Source organism: Chryseobacterium sp. CS3K3.1 (assembly GCF_059515165.1).
In genome coordinates this window covers 1-22288 of sequence record NZ_JCAKRV010000012.1, presented here as the reverse complement: position 1 = coordinate 22288, position 22288 = coordinate 1, and the positions used below count along the sequence as shown (strand labels likewise).

At 37.9% G+C, this 22288-nt stretch carries 17 protein-coding genes; 10 read left to right on the top strand and 7 right to left on the bottom strand.

Annotated elements, in window-relative coordinates; genetic code table 11:
- Positions 1-8: 8 nt before the first annotated feature.
- A complete protein-coding gene (locus AC5YGI_RS12720; RefSeq protein WP_034694954.1) occupies positions 9-545 on the bottom strand; it encodes a gamma carbonic anhydrase family protein in 537 nt (178 codons plus the stop codon).
- 161 nt (positions 546-706) lie between these two features.
- Between AC5YGI_RS12720 and AC5YGI_RS12715 the strand changes: the two genes are divergently transcribed.
- Genes AC5YGI_RS12715 through hemH form a run of 3 tightly spaced genes read left to right on the top strand, consistent with a single transcriptional unit; the run spans position 707 to position 3167 of the window.
- Positions 707-1585, top strand: a complete 879-nt coding sequence (locus AC5YGI_RS12715; protein ID WP_454510155.1) for a NifU family protein — start codon at positions 707-709, stop codon at positions 1583-1585.
- Positions 1586-1595: 10 nt separating this feature from the next.
- The gene (locus AC5YGI_RS12710; RefSeq protein ID WP_496168525.1) at positions 1596-2123 is read left to right on the top strand and encodes an NADPH-dependent FMN reductase; all 528 of its coding nucleotides are present in this window, start codon (positions 1596-1598) and stop codon (positions 2121-2123) included.
- 15 nt (positions 2124-2138) lie between these two features.
- Complete coding sequence (gene hemH, locus AC5YGI_RS12705) at positions 2139-3167, top strand: ferrochelatase (protein ID WP_227942867.1); 1029 nt, start codon at positions 2139-2141, stop codon at positions 3165-3167.
- An 80-nt stretch (positions 3168-3247) separates the two neighbouring features.
- Here the strand turns inward: hemH and AC5YGI_RS12700 are convergent, their stop codons facing one another.
- Positions 3248-5200 (bottom strand): M4 family metallopeptidase, encoded by a 1953-nt coding sequence (locus AC5YGI_RS12700; protein ID WP_496168523.1) that lies wholly within the window; start codon positions 5198-5200, stop codon positions 3248-3250.
- 353 nt (positions 5201-5553) lie between these two features.
- Entirely contained in the window at positions 5554-6774 is a 1221-nt protein-coding gene (locus AC5YGI_RS12695; RefSeq protein WP_446104935.1) for a type IX secretion system plug protein, read from the bottom strand.
- Between the two features lie 71 nt (positions 6775-6845).
- Here AC5YGI_RS12695 and AC5YGI_RS12690 point away from each other — a divergent pair, with 71 nt between their 5' ends.
- Positions 6846-7484 (top strand): MBL fold metallo-hydrolase, encoded by a 639-nt coding sequence (locus tag AC5YGI_RS12690; RefSeq protein ID WP_330743134.1) that lies wholly within the window; start codon positions 6846-6848, stop codon positions 7482-7484.
- Positions 7485-7743: 259 nt separating this feature from the next.
- On the opposite strand, the gene AC5YGI_RS12685 is transcribed toward AC5YGI_RS12690, so the two are convergent.
- The 3 genes from AC5YGI_RS12685 to AC5YGI_RS12675 are packed head-to-tail and all read right to left on the bottom strand — an operon-like array spanning position 7744 to position 12910.
- A complete protein-coding gene (locus tag AC5YGI_RS12685) occupies positions 7744-10173 on the bottom strand; it encodes a TonB-dependent receptor (protein WP_330743136.1) in 2430 nt (809 codons plus the stop codon).
- Between the two features lie 23 nt (positions 10174-10196).
- Entirely contained in the window at positions 10197-11678 is a 1482-nt protein-coding gene (locus AC5YGI_RS12680; RefSeq protein ID WP_330743138.1) for a trehalase family glycosidase, read from the bottom strand.
- A gap of 2 nt (positions 11679-11680) precedes the next feature.
- Positions 11681-12910, bottom strand: a complete 1230-nt coding sequence (locus AC5YGI_RS12675) for an MFS transporter (RefSeq protein ID WP_330743140.1) — start codon at positions 12908-12910, stop codon at positions 11681-11683.
- 123 nt (positions 12911-13033) lie between these two features.
- On the opposite strand from AC5YGI_RS12675, the gene AC5YGI_RS12670 reads away from it, so the two are divergent.
- Together AC5YGI_RS12670 and AC5YGI_RS12665 are read left to right on the top strand one after the other, a co-directional pair.
- Entirely contained in the window at positions 13034-13939 is a 906-nt protein-coding gene (locus tag AC5YGI_RS12670; RefSeq protein WP_137905600.1) for an AraC family transcriptional regulator, read from the top strand.
- 91 nt (positions 13940-14030) lie between these two features.
- Entirely contained in the window at positions 14031-14321 is a 291-nt protein-coding gene (locus tag AC5YGI_RS12665; protein WP_330743143.1) for a DUF3892 domain-containing protein, read from the top strand.
- 89 nt (positions 14322-14410) lie between these two features.
- Here the strand turns inward: AC5YGI_RS12665 and AC5YGI_RS12660 are convergent, their stop codons facing one another.
- Positions 14411-14965 carry a thioredoxin family protein gene (locus AC5YGI_RS12660; protein WP_120232903.1) on the bottom strand — a complete coding sequence of 185 codons (555 nt, stop codon included), beginning with the start codon at positions 14963-14965 and terminating at the stop codon, positions 14411-14413.
- A 299-nt stretch (positions 14966-15264) separates the two neighbouring features.
- On the opposite strand from AC5YGI_RS12660, the gene AC5YGI_RS12655 reads away from it, so the two are divergent.
- The 4 genes from AC5YGI_RS12655 to AC5YGI_RS12640 all read left to right on the top strand — a co-directional run bounded on the left by AC5YGI_RS12655 (position 15265) and on the right by AC5YGI_RS12640 (position 22192).
- Positions 15265-15861, top strand: a complete 597-nt coding sequence (locus tag AC5YGI_RS12655) for a TetR/AcrR family transcriptional regulator (protein WP_034694942.1) — start codon at positions 15265-15267, stop codon at positions 15859-15861.
- Positions 15862-16226: 365 nt separating this feature from the next.
- Complete coding sequence (locus tag AC5YGI_RS12650; protein ID WP_110008062.1) at positions 16227-17387, top strand: efflux RND transporter periplasmic adaptor subunit; 1161 nt, start codon at positions 16227-16229, stop codon at positions 17385-17387.
- Positions 17388-17427: 40 nt separating this feature from the next.
- Positions 17428-20610, top strand: coding sequence for an efflux RND transporter permease subunit (locus AC5YGI_RS12645; RefSeq protein ID WP_330743150.1), 3183 nt, complete (start codon positions 17428-17430; stop codon positions 20608-20610).
- A gap of 169 nt (positions 20611-20779) precedes the next feature.
- Positions 20780-22192, top strand: a complete 1413-nt coding sequence (locus AC5YGI_RS12640) for an efflux transporter outer membrane subunit (RefSeq protein ID WP_330743153.1) — start codon at positions 20780-20782, stop codon at positions 22190-22192.
- Positions 22193-22288 lie beyond the last annotated feature (96 nt).

The window sequence follows — 22288 nt, the reverse complement described above, 5'->3', positions numbered from 1 at the left end:
CTGGCATCCTAAAATTGATGATCCTTCACATTCTCCTTATACCATGATGAATATTTCACATAGTTATCTGCAATTCTGTTCACTTCTCCTTCCAGCAACTGGGCATTGATATCTTTGATTTTTCTTGCAGGAACTCCTCCCCAGACTTCTCCGGATTTAATGTGAGTTCCCTGAGTCACTACAGAACCAGCTCCTACAATGGAGTTTTCTTCTACCAGACAATCATCCATCACAATAGCTCCCATTCCGATCAGTACATTATCTTTAATAGTACATCCATGAACAATCGCGTTATGTCCGATGGAAACATTGTTCCCGATATTCAAAGGATATTTCTGATACGTACAGTGCAGCATTGCATTATCCTGAACATTCACCTTGTCACCCATCTTGATATAGTGAACATCACCTCTGATCACTGCATTATACCAGACACTGCAGTCTTTTCCCATTGTAACATCGCCAATAATAGTTGCCGTTTCTGCTAAAAAAGTATTCTCTCCGATCTGTGGTGCTTTTCCTAAAAGCTGTTTTATTAGTGCCATAATATTAATTTGAAATGTGAAAATGTGCCCAATTGGGAATTAAAATATACTAACATTTCTGATATCTAACTTCTAAATTACAGTGATAGCAAAAATCTAACTCTCAATTTTCAGCTTCTAACTTCTAATGCGTATTTTTGTATCTCAAATTTAACGAAAAAATGCGTACCATACTTATAGAACCAACTGAAAACCCAAAAGTGATGAAATTTGTAGCAGATTACAATCTCATCCCCGGGTCTTTGGAACTGGACAGAAATTCAGATATTTCAGAAATTCCTCTGGCACAGGAACTTTTCAATTATCCGTTTGTGGAAAGAGTTTTCATTACCGCTAATTTTGTAGCTGTAGCAAAACAGGATACCATAGAATGGGAACATGTAGCTGAAAGTCTGAAAAATGTAATTGAGGATGAATTACTGGCCAACCCGAGAATTTATCTTCAGAAGAAAAAAGAAATGTATCAGATTTATGCTGAAATGACTCCGAATCCCAACGTAATGAAGTTTGTTTCAAGCAAACTGCTGATGGATGGTTTTGTGGAAGTAAAATCGAAAGAAGCGGCTGAAGAAGTTCCTTTGGCACAGGCTATTTTTAAAGAGTTTGATTTTGCAACGGAAGTTTTCATTTCAGACAACTTTGTAGCTGTTACGAGAGATAATTCTGTAGAATGGCACCAGGTGATGATGACTGTTCGTGCCCTTATTGCCGAATATCTTCAGAACGGAGGTGAAATTTCAAAAATCGAACCTCAGAAACATGAAAATCCTGTGGAGAAAATTATCAACAGAGATTATACAGAGGATGAGCAGAAAATTTCTGACATTTTAAATGAATATGTAGCTCCTGCCGTAGAAAATGATGGTGGAAAAATTTCTCTGATGGAATACGATCAGGAAAATAAAACAGCAAAAATGCTTCTACAGGGTGCATGCTCCGGCTGCCCAAGCTCTACTGCTACTTTGAAAAACGGAATTGAAAATATCTTAAAACAATTCGTTCCGGACTTGGTAGAAAGAGTGGAAGCTGTAAACGGATAAAACTGCCGAAATGCCTCTCGGAAAAAAAATTGTAGTGATTATTGGAAGTGCTTCGGCAAATTCCAGCAATCAGAAACTGATGGAACAGGTGCTGGAAAATATGGACAATACAGACTTTCAGATATATGCTGATTTATCTTTCCTTCCCCATTTTGACACCGCATTAACGGATGATCATACTCCTGAAGAGGTTCTGAAGATCAGAGAGGATATTAAAAACTCAGCAGGTGTTATATTTTCCACACCGGAATATATTTTCAGTATCCCGGGGAGATTAAAAAATCTGTTAGAATGGTGTGTTTCCACAACGGTATTTTCGGAAAAACCTGTTGCTGTGATCACGGCTTCTGCCAGCGGAGAAAAAGGACACGAAGAGTTGTTAATGATCTTAAAAACTCTCGGAGCCGCAGCAGATGATAAACATCAGGTATTAATAAAAGGGATAAAAGGCAAATTTGAAAGCAATGGCTTACTTGAAAGTAATACCTTTGCCAAAGTATCAAAATTAGTAACAGATTTTAGAACCTCTGTTTCATAATTAAAATTTAGAATATTGAATAAGAAAGGAATTTTACTAGTCAACCTCGGATCACCGAGATCAACAGCTGTAAACGACGTAAAGGAATATCTTGATGAATTTCTAATGGATGAAAGGGTGATTGATTACCGTTGGATCTTTCGTGCACTGCTTGTACAGGGAATCATTCTGAAAACCAGACCTGCAAAATCTGCTGAAGCCTATAAAACAGTCTGGACCGATAAAGGTTCTCCACTGATCGTTATTACTGAACAAATTCAGAAAAAGCTTCAGAAAGTAGTAGATGTTCCTGTGGAAATCGGAATGAGGTATGCTGAGCCGAGTATTGAAACCGGAATTCAGAAACTGGTTGATCAGGGAATCACTGAGATTGTTCTTTTTCCACTATATCCTCAATATGCGATGAGCACCACGGAAACGGTTATTGAAAAGGCCGAAGAGGTAAGAAAAAAGAAGTTTCCCGGTATAAAAATTAATTATATTCAGCCTTTCTATAACAGAGATATTTATATCAACTGTCTTGCGGAAAGTATTAAAGAGAAGCTTCCTGAAAATTTCGATGCATTGCAGTTCTCTTACCATGGTGTTCCGGAAAGGCATATTTACAAGACAGATCCTACGAAGACCTGTAACCTTAACGACTGTTGTTCCAGAGATGATAATCCAAGTCATCAGTTCTGCTACCGTCACCAATGTTATAAAACAACGCAGCTTGTTATTGATAAATTGAATTTACCTAAAGAAAAAACGATTGTTTCTTTCCAGTCAAGATTAGGAAAAGATAAATGGATTGAGCCATATACCGACGAAACATTGGAAACAATTGGTAAAAAAGGGATCAAAAACCTGGCAATTGTATGTCCGGCTTTCGTTTCTGACTGTCTTGAGACCCTGGAAGAAATTTCTGTAGAAGGGAAAGAGCAGTTCATGCATGGCGGCGGTGAAAATTTCCATTATATCCCGTGTCTGAATGATGAAGACCGATGGATTGAAGTGGTAAAAACACTTTGTGAAGAAAAACTGAATGATTTCTATTTAGTATAATTTTTTTACTCAAAATATACAAAAGGCCGCAAGAATTAACTTGCGGCCTTTTCATTGAATATATTAAAGATTTGATTTGGTTATTTTTTAATCAGGTTTCCTGCTTTCTCTCCGTTTACCAGTACAATATATACTCCCGGAAGAATATTAGAAGGAAGCTGAATGTTCAGTTTATTTACCCCATCAGTAATTTCAACTTTTTCTGATATTTCTTTTTTACCGGTAAGGCTTACCAGTTCTACAATTCCTTTTCCTGATTTTCCTTCAAAGTTGATGGTAAATCTGTCTGTTGCAGGATTCGGGCTTATAGTGTACAGCGCCGTATCTGCGGTTGCCATTTTTCCTGCAGGAGAAGTTCCTCCTCCTACACCTACAGCATTCCATGCGTTGGTAACCTGAGTTACTTCATTACTGCCTGCTCCATACAAATCTGCTGCTGCCTGAAGAGAATAAGTTCTTGCATTTGCATAGGTAGAAGAAGAAGTAAGATAAGTCGTTAATGTTCTGTAAGCAATCGCTCCGGCTTTATCCAGTCCAATGCCAGAAACATTATAAGCAAAGCCCTTGTCATTCGTACCTGATCCTCCTGTTACTAACAGGTAATACCAGAAGTTAAGGACACCTGAATTGGTATGAACCCCGCAATAATCATTAGACTGGCTTGGAGTAACGCAACCTGAAGTTGTGGTAGTTTTCCAGTAAGTTCCCATATAGGTATCCGGCTGGCTGTATGCATTCGGATTCGCCATATTTCTGATCACGTAGTTGAAATCTTCTCCCAATGTCCAGCTTGCCTGAGTAGGTCTTGCCCAACGTTCAATGGTATTTCCAAAGATATCTGAGAAGCCTTCATTTAATGCTCCGGACTCTCTCTGATAAGCAAGATTAGCTGTTTTAGAAGTTAGCCCGTGTGTAATTTCGTGGCCGCATACATCTATAGCTGTTAAAGGTTTTCCACCGTTTGTGGTAGAACTTCCATCCCCATAAGTCATTCTTGAACCATCCCAAAATGCATTGAAATAGTTGGTAGAATAGTGAACATAGGATTTAATAGCGAAATTGTTATTATCAATACTCTTACGTCCGTATTTTGTATAGAAGTAATCCACTGTCATTTCTGCTCCCCAATGGGCATCTGTAGCGTATTGATCTTTATTGGTATTAACATTATTCCAGTTGTTGTCCGTATCGGTAAAGTCTACCGCAGAAGCATAGCTTGTTCCTTTTTTCAGGTTATAGGTTTCTACTGAAGTTCCTCCGTTTCTTCCTGTTTCTCTTAATCTGTAGCTTCCGTTATAAGAGTCTGTAGTGATGCTGCGGGTTCCGCTATATCCTGTAACGGCTGTTCCCGGTGTGTTTACTTCGTGAATAATGGCATCTACTCCCAGCACTTTTCCATTTTTAGCATCTACAAAAACATATTGTCTGCTTAATGGTTTTTCTGCATAGATATCGAATTTATAGGCTAGCCTTAAATCATTCAGCTTGTCATCATCAGGATTTGAATAATAAACCAATTCACCTTTTGGAGCATAGCTTGCATTGGGATCACCGGTTTCTTTTTTAAGAAAATCTTCTTCTTCTTTATTTTTCCATTTATAGGATTCTGCTCCTACAAATGACAAAGCGCTCTGTAAAGCAGCATTTTCAGCAAGGCTGGCCGTTTTGTCAAGACCTTTCGGAATTTTAATAACCCATTTTCCTGATTGTCCTACAATTTTACCGTCTTTTGTCTGTACCGCCATCATTCCGTATTCTACAGGAATATCATTAACGGTCTGTTGAAATCTTTGAGTTTCGAAGCCTAATGCATCTTTTTCTAACCCTAGTTTACGAGCCTGCCCCGGAGAAAGTCTCTGAGAAGCTTCGTCAAATAAAACAGGGGCTCCCTGATAGGAAGGTGCATTTTTTTCAAATCTCATAAATTCAGCATGTAATCCGCTTTTTCCCGGAACTAATTTTGATGGTGTGTTTTGCCCAAAGACAAAAGAGCATGCAGCAACGCTTGCTACTAAGATAAATTTCGTTTTCATATTAATAATGGTTGATTGTGGTGACGAATTTATAAACTTTTCACAATAAAACAACACTATCGATGAATAAAATTCAATTGATATTATAAATCAGTAAATAAAACACAATGATGATTTTAAAACAAAGAAAATTATTTAAATATAATTTTTCTGCAATATGAATTTTATGTTAAAAAATTTAACTGAAATCAATTTTTTGTGAATTATTATTTTTCACTATGCAGTGCATTATAATGTAAAAAATTAATCCTAATCTACGGTCTGGAGGATAAATTCTGTTCAATAGAATCAAAAAAAAGGAACCATCTTAACAGACAGTCCCATTTTATATGATATTTTTGTCGTATTACTACCTACCTCTTGTTGGCAATTGGTGTTCTGAATTCCCCATAACCCATCAAACCATCATAATTTCTTCCGAAAGGTGCATAATAAAGAAAAGCCTGATAGAGATTTTCTGTCTGCCAGAAATTACCGTTTATTTCTCCAAAGTTCAGAGAACCGTTTCCTTCTTTTGTTGCCAATACATAGTTATAAAAACCTTGTTTCAGGAATATTTTCGCGACATACTGTTTGGTAGATGCGTCATACTGCATTTGATTTTCCTTGCTGGGTTTAAAATTATTAAATCCTCCCAGTACATAAATTTCTTTATCCACAGGATCGGAATCCAGATAGAAGTGAACCCATGAGTAGTCAGCTTCTCTTTCTGCGTCTCTCTCTCTTCCCAAGTCGTTTCTTCTGTAGTACCAGGCTCCATTCACATCCGGCTGATACTGATAATTTAAAGGAAACGCCCATACCGGATGAAGATAAGTCTGGTTAACATCATCTTTTATTTCAGCAGCACGCACCATATCTGCGGCCATATTCATATTTTTATTATCGAAATAATAAAACTCATTATCTCCCGGAAAAACAAGATTCATCTGCTGAAACAATACCTGATTTCCTAAAACACTGCTCGGTTTAAGATTGGAAATCACCATATTCGGGTTGTTATTCTGCATCACATTCATCGTGATTGAATTAACATTGGAAGAAATATCTCCGCCTTTCGGAGAAACATTCACTTCTACCCTCTGATTAGCATTGGGATTTTTTGCATCTGCAAATCTTGAAATATTTAAGCCCACGGATGTTACATCTTCCACCAGATAAAATCGTTTTTTGAACAGAGGCTGGTCTGCCGAATCTTTGTAGACAATCAGTTCATAATTCCCTGAGACTTTCAGCTGGATTTTATCATTCGGGAAAACAAGTTTATAGTGGGTATAAGCCTGTAATGTATTGAAAGAATACTGGAACTGATCCAGAAGAGCATTCATACTTCCGGTAGCAAATTCTGTAAAAAACAGATTATCTTCATTCCAATTTCTGTCGTAATGTTTGAAGGTATACCTGTAGATCTGACTGCCGTTGGTAAGATCATCAAAGCCTAAAACCAATTGTTCACCAATTTTAATGACAGGGGTCTCATCATTGGTCTGAGGGTTGAACAGCTGAATACTTTGGATATTTTGTCCAAAAACCAGTCCGCCCAAAGAAAGTAAGAGTATTCGCAAAGTTTTCATTATGACGAAGATAACGAAAAATAGCCATTTTCTTAATAATATCGTATTTTTGAATAAAAAAATATTCACATATGCTTCAGATTCAAGGTTTCGTATTCAACTTTGCGAGCGAAAATACTTACATCGTCTATAACGAAAATAAAAATGCCTGGTTAATCGATCCGGGAAACATGAATACTCAGGAAACTCAGGCTATAGATAATTTCATTACTGAAAAAGAGCTGAAGATTCAGAAAATTCTTTTAACCCATGCTCATATTGATCATGTTTTGGGACTTCAGTGGGCTTTTGACAAATTCAAAGTGCCAGTACATATGCATCAGGAAGATCAGGAAGTACTGGATATGCTGCAGGCAAGCGGGATGAGATTCGGAATGCAGATCAACCCTGTAAAAGTGGATGTAGAATATAGTAAGGAAGGCGATGAGCTTGATCTGGATGGAGAAAAGTTCAAAATATATCATGTTCCGGGACATTCTCCGGGAAGTGTAGTCTATCATAACGAAGCACAAAAATTCATGATCTCCGGTGATGTTCTTTTTGAAGGCAGTATCGGAAGAACAGATTTATATAAAGGAAATTATGATCAGCTGATTGAAGGAATTAAATCGAAACTTTTTATTTTAGATAATGACACCCAGGTTTTCTCAGGACATGGAAATCCTACATCGATTGGTTTTGAGAAACAGTATAATCCATTTTTGAAGTAAGAGAGCTTGAGCGTCATATAAATCTCTTGAATCAAATTTATATCTGATGCTTTATATTAAAACCATTCTTGTTGGGTAAATTTTAACCGTAATTAAATTAACAGGTCGCTCCTACGGAGCTCCGTAAGAGCGATCTGTTAATCCCTGCCATAAATATTGATATTTCCAATGTATTTAGACTTTTTATCGGACAGTAATGATAAAAAATACAAAACCGTCAGAAAATTCTGACGGTTTTGCTGTTATAAAGAAATAGAATTTAGAAATCCAATGTGATTGATGCTCTGGCAGCAGCTCCCATGATAGGTCTGGCCATGATGATTCCGTCTCCATTGGGCGATCCTGCTCTTGGATCTCCTTCTGTAATTCCGATGGTGTTAAAGATATTGGTTCCATCCACTGCAAAACGTATTCTTCCTAACTGGTAAGACATTCCCGCTCCAAATTCTGTGAAAGAAGGCAACGTCTGTACATTCTTCTCATCCTGGAAGCGTTTTCCATAATAATTCATACTTACATAGGCTCTCCATGATTTGGTAATATTCACAGCCGGTGAAATATTAAAGAAAAATTTAGGCATCCTTCTTACTACATTTCCTTCAAGAACACTTCCTGCCTCAAGGTTTTTATATTTTGGACTCTGGATGGTTCCGTTGAATGTTACTTCTACAATATTATTGAATAAACGGGCGAAACCTTCCACTTCAACTCCATAGTTCTGTGTATTGGCAAAGGTATTTTCAGATTTTCCATCAGAGAAAACATCCGTAAATGACAGGTTCTTCAAGGTAGAATAGAACGGAATCACTGCTACATCAAAAGTACGCGAGTAATATTTATATCCAACCTCCAATTGGTTTGTGGTCACTGATTTTAAAGGTTTATCAGGGGTTGGATTGGAGAAATAATTGTAGTAAGCTTCTTCATTAGGAGATCTGAAACCATTGGAGAAACGGGCGTACACTGCATTTTCTCTGTTGATTTTATAATTGGCAGCTAATGTAAAAGAAACTTTATCCACATTATAGTTCCAGTAGGTATATTTATTTCCCAATACACTCATATTGTCATCAGCGGTTGTTGTGTTGAAACCATGAGTTCCATCCGTGGTTAACCCTGAATTATTTAAATTCGCACTTGTTGTATTGGCAAAATTTCCTTTGTAATAATCGTGGCTGTAACGAAGACCACCATTTACACTTAAAGCATCGGTAATATTATAATCCAGGTTTACATACAGATCATTCAAACTTCCCTGAGTCTGGGTATCTCTCTGCAAAAATGTCATATTGGTAACCCCGTTATATGTTTTGGAATATCCAATATCTGAAGGACTTAAAGAAGTATCTACCAGATTCAGTAATTCAGGTCTGTCCGTTGCTGTAGTCAGAATATTACTCCAGTTCCAGTATTGGTGTGATTTCCAGTTGGATTTATAAAAACCTGCGGTTACATTTCCTTTATCAAATTTATAGTTGAACTGTAAATCGTTGACAAAGTTATTCATCTGCTTATCAATTGCCCAGAAGCCAAGCTTTTGTACATATTGAGGATCAACCATTCTTCCATTGCTTACCAATGAGTACTGATAGTTGTTTCCGGTAATTCCGTTACTCTTAGCAAAATCGGCTGCCGTCTGCGGTCCGCCTGCAGGAAAAATTCCTGTATAGTTCATATTGATATTGGTGTATCTGGTTTTGTTTAAAACCGTGAAATTATTTCCAAGATCATACTTAAACTCAGCACCCACTGCATCTACTTTCGGATGGATCCCGTCTTCAAGGTTTCTGTTGAAAAAACCACCTCCGGCCTGTGGAATATTCAGCTGACTGATGGCTCTGTAACTGTACGTTCCGTAATTAGGATCAAATCCCTGGAATCCTTTCAGTTTATTTCCGTTCTGGATTAAAGGAATCGGAAGGAAGAATGTATTTCTGTCATCCAGTTTTTTGTAATATACTTTTACATAGCCTTTATCAAAGACATATTTCAGATTCATTCTGATCTGCCCGCCGTTATTGGCTTTAAAACCCGTCTTTCTGATCCCGTCATCTGTTCTGTAAAAACCACCGACATTGAAAAACAATTTATCCTGAACCAAAGCACCTCCTACATTCACATCGGTACGCATCAATCCGTAGGTACTTGTTTCAAGTTTCGCCGTACCTCTGAAATCATTGGTTCCTTCTCTGGTAATAAAGTTGATCAACCCTCCGGGAGAATTCGTTGCAAAAATAGAACCTGAACCTCCTCTCAACGCTTCCATACGGTTGACAGAATTGTCTACACGGAAAAAATTATCTGCATTGGCAAACTGAAGCGCTCCATCTTCAAAAACGGGAAGACCATCTTCCTGTACCTGTACAAATTCATAAGCTCCTGCAGAAGGAATCCCTCTTGCGAAAAGGTTGTTTCCCACTTCTCCTCCTGAAGTTTCCACCGCAAATCCCGGAACTCGCTGTAATAAAGCCGCAGCACTGATCGGGTTTTGTTTCTGGATTTCTTTGGAGCTAAATGTGGAAATCGCTGTACTGGATTCTATTTTTTTCTTCGGATTTGAGTTTCCTGTAATGACAATCTGATCGATGGAGGAAACTTTTGCAGAATCCTGCGGTGTTTCCTGGGCATAAGCATTATTAAAATATAACGTAGCTGTTGCGGCGATTAAAAAGATTGATTTTTTTTTCATAGCCATATTCTTTTATTGTTAGTTCAGTTTTGTTGTAATTGTAAATACACTCCATTGGTCCAACCGAATCCGTCCTGATTGGGGTATTCCCCGCCGCCTGCTATTGTTTCTGTGTCTAATGCATTGTATTTTTCCATCAGTTTCCCGGTATTTTTGTAGACCCTTTCTACATTGGAACACCAGTTGTTTTTAATTTTTTCAGCCAGCTCATCAAAGCCATAATTTTTCATTGCTTTAAAGCCGAGCCATTGATAAGGAGCCCATGCATTGGGAAGATCCCACTGCTGACCCGAGTTTTTAGTTGTGGTAACAAGACCACCCTGGTAAAGAAACTTTTCAGCAACAGCTTTAGCAACAGCCTCAGCCTGCTCCTGATTTGCAATACCCAGAAATAAAGGGTAAAGAGCAGCAATATGTTCAGACGGTGTTTTTGTGTTTTTTTTTGTGTGATAATCTTTATAATTGTTAGTATTTCCATCCCAGAAATAGTTATTGATCATCTGTCTTCGGCTTGCTGCTCTTTCTGAAAAATAATTTTCTTTTTCACTCAGATTCTGAAGTGCTGAAGATTTCGCCAAAGTCATTTCCAAATGCCACAAAAGGCAGTTCAGATCAACTTGTGCCAGGTTCAGCGTTTCTATCGTCTGTATATTTTCTCCGTCTGCAAACCATCTGCTGGAAAAATCCCAGCCTGATTCACAGGCACTTCTTATATTTCTGTAAAATTCGTCTCCAGAAGCAGTCTCCTGATCTTCAATATCGATCAGGTAACTTTCGGGACGTGGTGCATTTTCTGCATCGTAATAACGGTTCAGGATATCTCCGTTTATTGTTTTCACTACTCTTTTTACGCTGGAATTGTTTTCAAGCCCTTCTTCGCCATCCATCCAGAAAGCATATTCTTTTTCCAGGGTTTCGTGGTATTGTGTATAAATTCCTTCATTATGCGTTGTTTCAAAAAGGAGATCAAGCATTAATGAAAAATAAGGAGGCTGCGATCTGCTCAGGAAATGAGTTCTGCTCGCATTCGGAACAAATCCTACATTTTGGATCAGATAAGAACAGTTTTCAATAATATTTTCCATCATTTCTACTCTTCCGGAAACCTGCAATCCAAGCATAATAAAGTAGCTGTCCCAATAGAAAAACTCATTGAAACGACCTCCCGGAACAATATAGGGTTTTGGTAATTTTAAAAGCGTTCCTTTTTCTTCATACGCTGTACGGGTTAACTCATCCCATAGTTTTTCAATATGCTCACCAATGGGAAGCTGATCTTGTCTCTGAACAGAAACTCTTGCTCCTAAAAAGTCAAAATGAGTCATCACAAAATCCTTCAGATCAAAACCTTCTGCATCTTTTGATTGTTCATAATCCTCATTGATCTTTGCAATGGGGAAAAGAGGAACTGCATCCGTCATCATTTTCTGATCTTCAAAAATTTCAGATCTCTGTACATTATCAAACAGACTTTGAATTTCGTTTATATAAAGCTGATTACTCATTGTTATTTTTTAGGATTAATTTTTAATTTATTCATGAACACTGCCGAAGTGATCAGTAATGAAAGCGGAATCAGGGAAAGGTAAAATGCCTGCTGACCGCTGAATTCCTGAAACACAAAACCGGTAATGATAGAACCGATAGTTCCTCCGATTGCTGAGAACACAACAATCAACCCTGACATCGCACTGTGCAGATATTTCGGGATTGATGCCAGAATTACAGAATTGATACTCGGATAAATCGGTGCCAGCAAACCTCCCATCAAAGGAAATAAATAAACAACCAAAGGCGCATTCATCCAGTTTGTATTCGTATCAATATGAATATCATGAGTCAAAGGCAAAACCAGCAATAAACTGATGGCAAAACCTATCACACAGAAAGCAACTACATAAATCCAGCTGAATTTTTTGGAGAAGAATCCCGATAAAAATCTTCCTAACGCAAAAGCTCCTGCTAAAACCGCTCCCGCCTGGATACTCATAGAGGTAGGTACTTTTAATATTTCTTTATAAAATGTGGGTGTCCATGTCTGAAAACTTTGTTCCACCAGTACAAAAAGGAATGCACACAATAAGAAGCACAAAACCTTTTTATAACTGAATAAGCTTACACTGTTTTTCAAATCTCCCAATAAATCTGTTTTATCGCTTTTAGCTTCCTGCTCATTCAGTTTTGAAAAGAATAAGAATAAAAAAGATAATGTTGAAAGTCCTCCCAGTACCCAATACACACTCAGCCATTCTGTAGATTTCGGATTATGATCATCCATATATAAGCTGAATAAAACATTTCCCGCTAATACTCCGATCATGAAGAATCCTTCCAGAAATCCCATAAAACTGGAATGCTCTTTATCTGTTTCCGTCACCAGTCCGATAGAAGTAAAAACCGATATTTTGATCAATGCAAAAGAAACCCCTACTGTGGCAAATAATAACTTGAATACCCAGAAGGTATTGGTAAACGGCATTACAAAACACATACAGCTTACCAGCAATAAAGCAGTCAACATTGATTTTTTGATTCCTATCTTCGGAAGAAATGAAGCCAGAATGAAAGAACATATGGCAATCGGAAGATCTTTGAAGCCTTCCAAAACACTGGCCGACGATTTTGAAATCCCAAAATTCTGCTGTACCTGTAGAATGACTGTTCCCACAGAATTCAGAAGAATGGCGAAGACAAAATAGTTTAAAAATAAAGCGGCCTTGATGTTAAGATTTTTCATTCAGGTGATTTCTTGTCGGCTAAGATAGAAGCATTTCCGTTAACGATAATTTAACACAGTAAATCAATATTTGAACTATATTAATATATTTAGTATTTTTAATGAATAAATATGATTAACTAGATGAAAGTTACTTTTGAAAGGGTCATCCCTAATGAAAAGAGTTCATTCCGTACCATTCACAACAACTCTCCTATTTCAGAGTTCAAATGGGAATATCATTATCATCCCGAAATTGAGCTGGTATGTGTTATTTCCGGAAACGGAACCCGCCACGTGGGCTATCATAAAAGTAATTACACAAACGGAGATCTGGTATTAATCGGGTCCAATATTCCCCACTCCGGATTCGGTCTGAATTCTATTGATCCGCATGAAGAAATTGTCCTTCAGTTCAAAGAAGAAATTCTTCAGTTTCCCCAGCAGGAAGTGGAAGCAAGATCTATCAAAAACCTTTTGGAACTTTCAAAATACGGGATTCATTTTCATCAAAAAGTAAAAAAGGTGATGCTTCCCAAACTGAAACTGATGCTGGAATCTGAAGGGTATAAAAGATATTTATTATTGCTTGAAATTCTTTTTGAACTTTCCAAATGTGAAGATTATGATCTTTTAAATAAGGAAATCATGCCCTACACCATTATTTCAAAAAATAAAACCCGTCTTGAGAATATCTTCACTTACGTAGAACATCATTACGACAAGGAAATTGATATTGAAGAAGTAGCAAAACTAGCTAACCTGACTTTACCCGCTTTCTGTAATTTCTTTAAAAAAGCTACCCAGATTACCTTTACAGAATTTGTGAACCGCTACAGAATCAATAAGGCATGCCTGCTGATGGCGCAGGACAAATCGATATCAGAATGCAGCTATCAATGTGGTTTTAATAATGTGACCTACTTTAACAGGATGTTTAAAAAATATACGGGCAAGACTCCTTCAGAGTTCATCAGGAATTATTCTCATAATAAAGTGAATGTGGATCTGAAGGTTGAAAAGGAGGTCAAAGCCAAAGTAAGCTTTTAATTTTTTGTAATCAAAAATCTGTTTATGGTAAACCGTAAGGATAAGCAACTTACATAAGTTATTTTCGTAAAACAATTTAAAATAACAAACCATGGCAATTAGAATTACTTGCATCAACAAAGACAACGGATATCATGAAAATCCAAACTTAGCAATCACTCATTTAGGATGGACTGGAGATGATGGAAAACCAGGAAAAAGTACTCGATTAGAAATATATAACTGGATAAAAAATGAAAGAGGATTAGCTTATGTTACTGATAGTTATGGAAACCAAGTAAAGGTTATCACAGCTGAAACTTATAATGGTACCAAATATTTAAAAACTGAGGCAGATAATACAACAAAAAATAATTTATTATCACTCCCTGAATGTAAATAAAGGTTCAAAGTTATTAAATGAAGGCTGTCCTATTAATTAATAGAACAGCCTTTTATATTATATAAGTAATAATTAGTGATTATCTAAAATTATTTCCATTTAATATTGCATCCCATACTAGGTCTCTGAATTTCTTCCTGAGCTTCCCCAGCCAACAGATTTTCAAAAGCAATAATCAGATCCTCACCAGTTACATCTTTATTATTTCCAGGTCTTGAATCATCCATCTGACCTCTGTATACAAGATCAAGCTTATCATCAAAGAAATAAAAATCCGGTGTGCAAGCTGCATCGTAAGCTTTTGCTACTGCCTGGCTTTCATCAAACAGATAAGGGAAATCAAATCTTCTTTCAATCTGGAATTCGATCATTTTTTCCGGAGAATCTGCCGGATATTTTTCGATATCATTCGCATTGATGGCGATGAATTCAATTCCGCGCTCGTTATAATCTTCGTACAATTCATTGATCTTGTCAATGACATGAAGAACAAACGGACAGTGGTTGCACATAAAGATCACCAAAGTACCTTTTTCTCCTTTCAGTTCTTCCAAAGACTGAAGTTCATTCGTTTTTGACGGGTTAGGAAGTTCAAAAAACGGAGCTTTTGTTCCTAATGCCAGCATATTTGAGGGAGTATTCATATCCTTATTTCTTTACCGGCAAAGATAATTATTTCTTTTGTTAATTAGGAAGAAGACATTTTCATTTTTAATTAAGTAAGGAAGCTGGAAAATGGAGGAGAGAAGATTTTCAGCCCTCAAAAATAGTTATAGTCAAATTCTATTAACCTTAAAAATAACTTCCAGTTCCCATTCTTCCAGCTTCCAGCCTTTAAATTAATTTTCTTTAAAAGTAGGCGAACCCATAAAACTCACAATATCTTTTGGAACTTATATTAAAAAGTTTGTAGTTTTGCTAACGCTGTTAGTAAATAAAAATCATGGGTCTACATGAACGCCGTCAACGAGAAAAAGAATCCATCCGTGCAAATATTTTGCAGGCTGCTTTTACGTTGGCGAAAACTGAAGGCTGGGGTTCGCTTTCTATGCGTAAGATAGCAGATGCTATTGAGTATAGTGCTCCCGTTGTATATGATTATTTTGAAAATAAAGAAGCTATTCTATTTGAAATTTCTTTAGATGGCTTTCATAAGTTACATATAGAATTATTAAAAGCTCAGCAGAAACACGACACTCCGGAAGAGCAGCTTGTTGCTATTGTGGATGCGTACTGGAACTTTGCTTTTAAAAATAAGGAATATTACCAGCTGATGTTTGGTCTTGGAATGCAATGTTGTGGGAAAGGGCAGATGAAAAAAGAATTCTCATCATTTCAGGAACTTATCTATGAATGTACTTATGAGATTATAAAGAAAAACGGATCCAATCCGGACAATGCCTGTCATATGTCCCACGCTCTGTTTTCTGCCGTACACGGTATGATCTCTATTATGATGATGCGTACAGCTGATATCCCTTCAACGATGAATAAAACGACTTTGGACGAAACTGTTTCGGCTTTTATTAAGTCTTTATAGATTTTTTTTGAATTAAAAATTAACACCGTTAGGAAAATTAACACTGAATTAATATAGATTATTCTGTTATTCCTGATTAAAAAATGAAATCACTTATGAAGCAATATACAAGATTCAGCTGTTAAAAGTAATCATTTTTTGCTTATAAATTAACACTGTTAGTAAAATTAACACACCTTACACCAACATTATACACTTCAATACATTAAAAAAATTTCAATTATGGAAACAATCGACCTCATCGGACATTAAAAATTCTGTAATTTTTTTTGAACAAATCATTAACACTGTTAGGAAAAAATACAGCATTTATCAAAACTTTTTTTTACTTACCTCTAACACTTCATTAAAAAATTAAACCAACAATGAAATTACCTGGAAAAACAAGGTTTATTGTACTTATTGCAAGTATAATTCTTTTACAGAGCTGCACAAAAGCCGCAGAAGGAACCAATGCCGCACCTCCAGCTCCAGAACTTCCGGTTTATACCGTTATTACTTCACCCGCTACTACATATCAGGAATTCCCAACTGCCTTAGAAGGGAAAAACAACGTAGAAATCAGATCTCAGGTAGATGGATACCTGGACAGAATCTATGTAGAAGAAGGAGCATATGTAAGAGCAGGACAACCGTTATTTAAAATAGACTCAAGAAGCTATGGCGAACAGATGAATATGGCTCAGGCTAATCTTCAGGCTGCCAATGCCAATATCCAAAAAGCAAGAGTGGAAGTAGACAGACTTCAGCCACTGGTTGCTGCCAAAGTAGTTTCTGATGTACAGCTTAAAACAGCAAAAGCCAATTATGAAGCCGCTGTTGCTGCCGCAGCTCAGGCCAGAGCATCTGTAGGAAGCGCCAGAATCAACGTAGGATTTACAACCATTACAGCTCCTGTAAGCGGTTATATTGGAAGAATTCCTTACAAAAAAGGAAGTCTGATCTCCAGAACAGATCCAAATCCGTTGACATTATTATCTGATATCAGCGAAATCTATGCGTATTTCTCTTTAAGCGAACTTGATTTCATTGCTTTCCAGAATAAATATCCGGGAGCAAGCTTAGAAGAAAAACTGAAAAATATGCCCATGGTAGATCTTGTGATTGCCGACAACAGTACTTACCCTGAAAAAGGAAGATTAAGCATTGTAGACGGACAGTTTGACAAAACTACGGGAGCCATCAGTGTACGTGCCGTTTTCCCTAATGCCAACGGAACTTTAAGAACCGGAAATACAGGAAGAGTGCGTATGCCACAGCTGATTTCTAATGCAGTCGTAATTCCTCAGGAATCAACCTTCGAAATTCAGGATAAAACCTATGTCTATGTAATGGGTAAAGACCAGAAGGTAACCGGGAGACCGATCAAAATATCAGGAAAAACGGATAGCTATTATTTTATTTCTGAAGGGCTTGCGCCTGGAGAAAAAATTGTATTCACAGGAATTGGAAACCTGAAAGACGGTGCTTCCATCAAGCCGAAAAATATTTCTTCGGACAGCTTGTTAAAAGCAAAACCATTATAGTTCTTTCCGAATACAGAAGACTTAAAAAAATAAACTTCTTATGTTAAAACAATTTATAGAAAGACCGGTCCTTTCAACGGTCATCTCCATAATACTCTTATTATTGGGAGCTTTGTCTCTCTTTAATTTACCGATTGCCCTCTTCCCGGACATCGCTCCACCGAGTGTACAGGTTACGGCATTCTATCCTGGAGCCAATGCTGAGGTGGTAGCCCGTTCAGTAGCCACTCCTATTGAAGAAGCGGTAAACGGAGTTGAGAACATGACGTATATGACCTCAAACTCCAGTAACGACGGTACCATGACCCTGAGTGTTTTCTTCAAACAGGGTGCCGATGCAGACAATGCAGCAGTAAACGTACAGAACCGTGTATCGAAAGCGATGAGCCAGCTGCCTCAGGAAGTGGTACAAGCCGGGATCTCAACCCAGAAGGTTCAGAACAGTATGATTATGTTCATGGGACTGACCAGTGAAGATGCGAAACAATATGATGAATTATTCCTTCAAAATTACCTGAAGATCAATGTTATTCCACAGATACAGCGTATTCCGGGTGTAGCACAGGCTCAGGTATTCGGGACAAGGGATTATTCCATGAGAATCTGGCTGAAACCGGATCGTCTGGCGGCTAATAATCTTTCGCCTCAGGAAGTTTTGGGAGCTATTAAAGACCACAACCTTGAAGCAGCTCCAGGCCGTTTGGGACAGGGAAGTAAGGAAACTTACGAATATATCCTTAAATATAAAGGAAAACTGAATAAGGGTGAAGACTATGAAAATATCGCCATCAAAGCAAACAGTGATGGATCTTTCCTAAGATTAAAAGATGTTGCAAGAGTAGAATTTGGTTCTTATACCTATACTGCCACCAACAGAGTAGACGGAAAACCGGTTGCCGGATTTGCTATTCTGCAGACAGCCGGATCCAATGCCAACGAAATCCTTACGGAAATTGAAAAGCAGGTGAAAGTAATGGAAACCACTCTTCCAAAAGGAGTGAAGCCAATCATCATGTATAACTCCAAAGACTTCCTGGATGCTTCTATCCATCAGGTTGTGGAAACGCTTGTTATTGCTTTCATATTGGTATTTATTGTAGTATTCATCTTCCTTCAGGATTTCAGATCTACCTTAATTCCGGCTATTGCCGTGCCGGTTGCAATTATCGGAACCTTCTTCTTCCTGCAGTTATTTGGTTTCAGTATCAACATGCTTACTTTATTTGCATTGGTACTCGCCATTGGTATTGTAGTGGATGACGCCATTGTGGTGGTAGAAGCCGTCCATTCTAAAATGGAACAAACGGGAATGCCTGTAGAGCATGCTACCATGCACTCGATGAGCGAAATTTCAGGAGCTATTATTTCCATCACATTGGTAATGTGTGCCGTGTTTATTCCGGTTGGATTTATGCAGGGACCTGCGGGAGTTTTCTACAGACAGTTTGCCTTCACATTAGCGATTGCCATCTTAATTTCAGCGGTGAATGCATTAACATTGAGTCCGGCATTATGTGCGATGTTCTTAAATGATCCTCAGGGAGAACATGGAGAGCACGGTCATAAAAAAGGTTTTGGAGCAAGATTCTTCAATGCTTTCAATGCGAGCTTCAACAGCATGACCAGAAAATACATCTATAGCCTTAAGTTTTTAATTAAAAACAAATGGGTGGCGATAGGAGGTCTTGTTGTCATTACAGCAGCAAGTGTATTTTTGATCAAAAAAGCACCATCAGGATTTATTCCTACTGAAGACCAGGGATTTGTGTTGTATGCAGTGAATACTCCTCCGGGAAGTTCACTGGAAAGAACCCACAGAGCGACAGCGCAAATTGATCAAATCATCAATGGTGAAAAAGCAACCAACCACCTTTGGGTAGCGGACGGGATGAACTTCATCAGTAATGCCAACGCATCTCCCTATTCTGCAGGTTTCATCAAGCTTAAAGATTATGACAAGCGTGGTGAGATGAAAGACCCGGATCAGATTGCAGCAACATTGACAGGTAAGGTAAGTCAGGTAAAAGATGCCAACGCATTCTTCTTCAACTTCCCCACTGTACAAGGTTTCGGTAACGTTTCCGGATTTGAATTCATGCTTCAGGATAAAACAAACGGTTCTTTTGAACAGTTGGGAACAACCACTCAACAGTTTATCGGAGAATTGATGAAAAGACCTGAAATTGCTTTTGCCTTTACTACTTATGCAGCAGGAAACCCTCAGTATACTATTGATGTGGATACTGATAAAGCCAACCAGCTGGGTGTTTCTGTAACAGAATTGATGCAGACGATGCAAATTTATTTCGGAAGTAGCTTTGTATCGGATTTCAACAGATTCGGGAAGTATTACAGAGTAATGGCTCAGGCCGATATTCCTTACCGTACGGATGTTAATTCATTAGAAGGAATCTATGTTAAAAATAAATCAGGAGAAATGGTTCCTGCTAAAACTCTGGTAACGTTAAAAAGATCTTTCGGTCCTGAAACGGTAACAAGAAATAACCTTTTCAATGCTGTAACGATTAATGGAACCCCGAAACCTGGATACAGTACCGGAGATGCCATCAAAGCAGTAGAAGAAGTAGCACAACAATCACTGCCAAGAGGATACGGATATGAGTGGACAGGGATTACCCGTGAAGAGATTAAAACAAGCGGACAGACTGCTTTTATTTTCTTCTTAAGTATTCTATTCGTTTACTTCTTACTGGCAGCTCAATATGAAAGTTATATCCTTCCGTTTGCTATTATTCTTACCATTCCTACAGGGATTTTCGGAGTATTTGCCTTCACAGGACTAGCTGGAATTGATAACAATATTTACGTTCAGGTAGGATTGATCATGCTTGTAGGACTATTAGCGAAGAATGCCATCCTGATTGTAGAATTTGCCGTACAGAGAAGAAAAGCCGGTAAAACATTGATTGAATCTGCCCTTCAGGCATCAAGATTACGTTTAAGACCGATCTTAATGACCTCTTTTGCCTTCATCGTGGGAATGCTTCCGCTGGTATGGACGCAAGGTGCTTCTTCAAAAGGAAACCACTCTATCGGTTACAGTACCGTGGGTGGAATGCTTACAGGAGTAATCTTCGGGATCTTTATTATTCCGGTAATGTATGTAGTGTTCCAGTACCTGCATGAAAAAATGCCAAGCAGAAAAAAGAAAAGACTTCTGAAAAAACAAATGGAGGAAGAACTTTTAGCTGCTAGTCACTAATAAAAAAATGAATGACAAAAACTTAGAGAAAAGTTTAAGATCATAGGTTTACCTATTTACCTGCCTGTTCTTAATGGTTTTAAAAACTAACTATTTTCTCCTACTAAAGAAATTTTTGCATCAACAGAAACCTCTCTAAGTTTTGTCTTCAATTAAAAGTTTAAAAACTATGAAAAGAGTAAAAAATATTATTCTAACATTTGTGCTGGCCATCGGCTCTGTTTCGTGTGTGTCTAAACTGGCATACACGGAGCCTGAGCTTCCACTTCCGGAAAAGTTCCAGTACACTGCCACTGCAGACACAGCCAGTATAGCCAATCTGGAGTGGAAACAGTTTTTCAGCGATCCAATTTTACAGGGATTGATTGAAAAAGGAATTAAAAATAATTATGACCTTCAGATTGCCCTGAAGCAGGTAGCTGCTTCACAGGAAAAACTGAAACAGGCAAAATATATGCAGTATCCGGACGTTGGATTCGGAGTAAGTGGACAAATTTCAAGACCTTCCAAAAACAGTATGAATGGGCAAAGCTTAAATTTATTTTTAGGTTCAAGCCATGTTGAAGACTATAACGCAGCCTTCAACCTTTCATGGGAAGCGGATATCTGGGGAAAAATCAAAAACCAGCAGGAAGTTTCAAGAATGCAGTACCTTCAGACCTATGAAGGTTCAAAAGCGGTTCAGACTCAGGTGGTGGCAGCTATTGCACAAGGATATTACAACCTGCTGATGCTTGACAGACAACTGGCGATCGCAAAATCCAATCTGGAACTGACCAGCAATACCCTTTTAATGACCCAAAAAATGTGGGAAAGCGGCGATAATACTTCTTTGGGAGTACAGCAGGCCGCAGCACAGAAACAGGCTACAGAACTTCTGATTGCCCAGCTGGAGCAGAATATTGCCATCCAGGAAAATGCATTGAGTATTCTGGTTGGAGAACTTCCCAACAAAGTCAACAGAACCATTGAAATGTCTGATACTTCATTGCCTCAAAACATTACGGCAGGACTTCCGGCAGCTATGGTAAGCAGAAGACCGGACGTTCGCCAGCAGGAACTGGTTTTATTAGAATCCAATGCGATGGTAGGAATTGCTCAGGCGAATATGTATCCGGCATTGAAAATTACTGCTAATGGTGGAGTAAATTCATTCAAATTTGATAACTGGTTCCAGATTCCGGCTTCGTTATTCGGATCGGTTTTAGGGGGAATTACCCAGCCTATTTTTCAGAAAAGACAATTGAAAACAGATCTGGAAGTAGCCAAAATTCAAAGAGAAAAAAATGTTCTTGCATTCCGTCAATCAGTATTAAATGCTGTGGGAGAAATTTCTGATGCCTTGGTTTCCAATGAAAACTTAAAAATTCAGGAACAAAAAGCCACAGAACAGGCAACTACACTGAAAGATGGAATTAAAAGTGCACAACTTCTTTACAAAGGAGGTTCAGCCAATTACCTGGAAGTGATTACAGCACAGGGGAATTCCCTACAGGCAGAGTTGAATCTGGCTTCCATTAAAAGACAGAGATTAAGCAGTATTGTAGATTTATACAGAGCTTTAGGCGGCGGTTGGAAGTAGTAAATTAAATTATATTTGTTGAAGTGCGGTTCTTTTCAGAGCCGCATTTTTTTGTATTGTTTCTGTTTATTACAATGAATATAAACTTAGATTCTA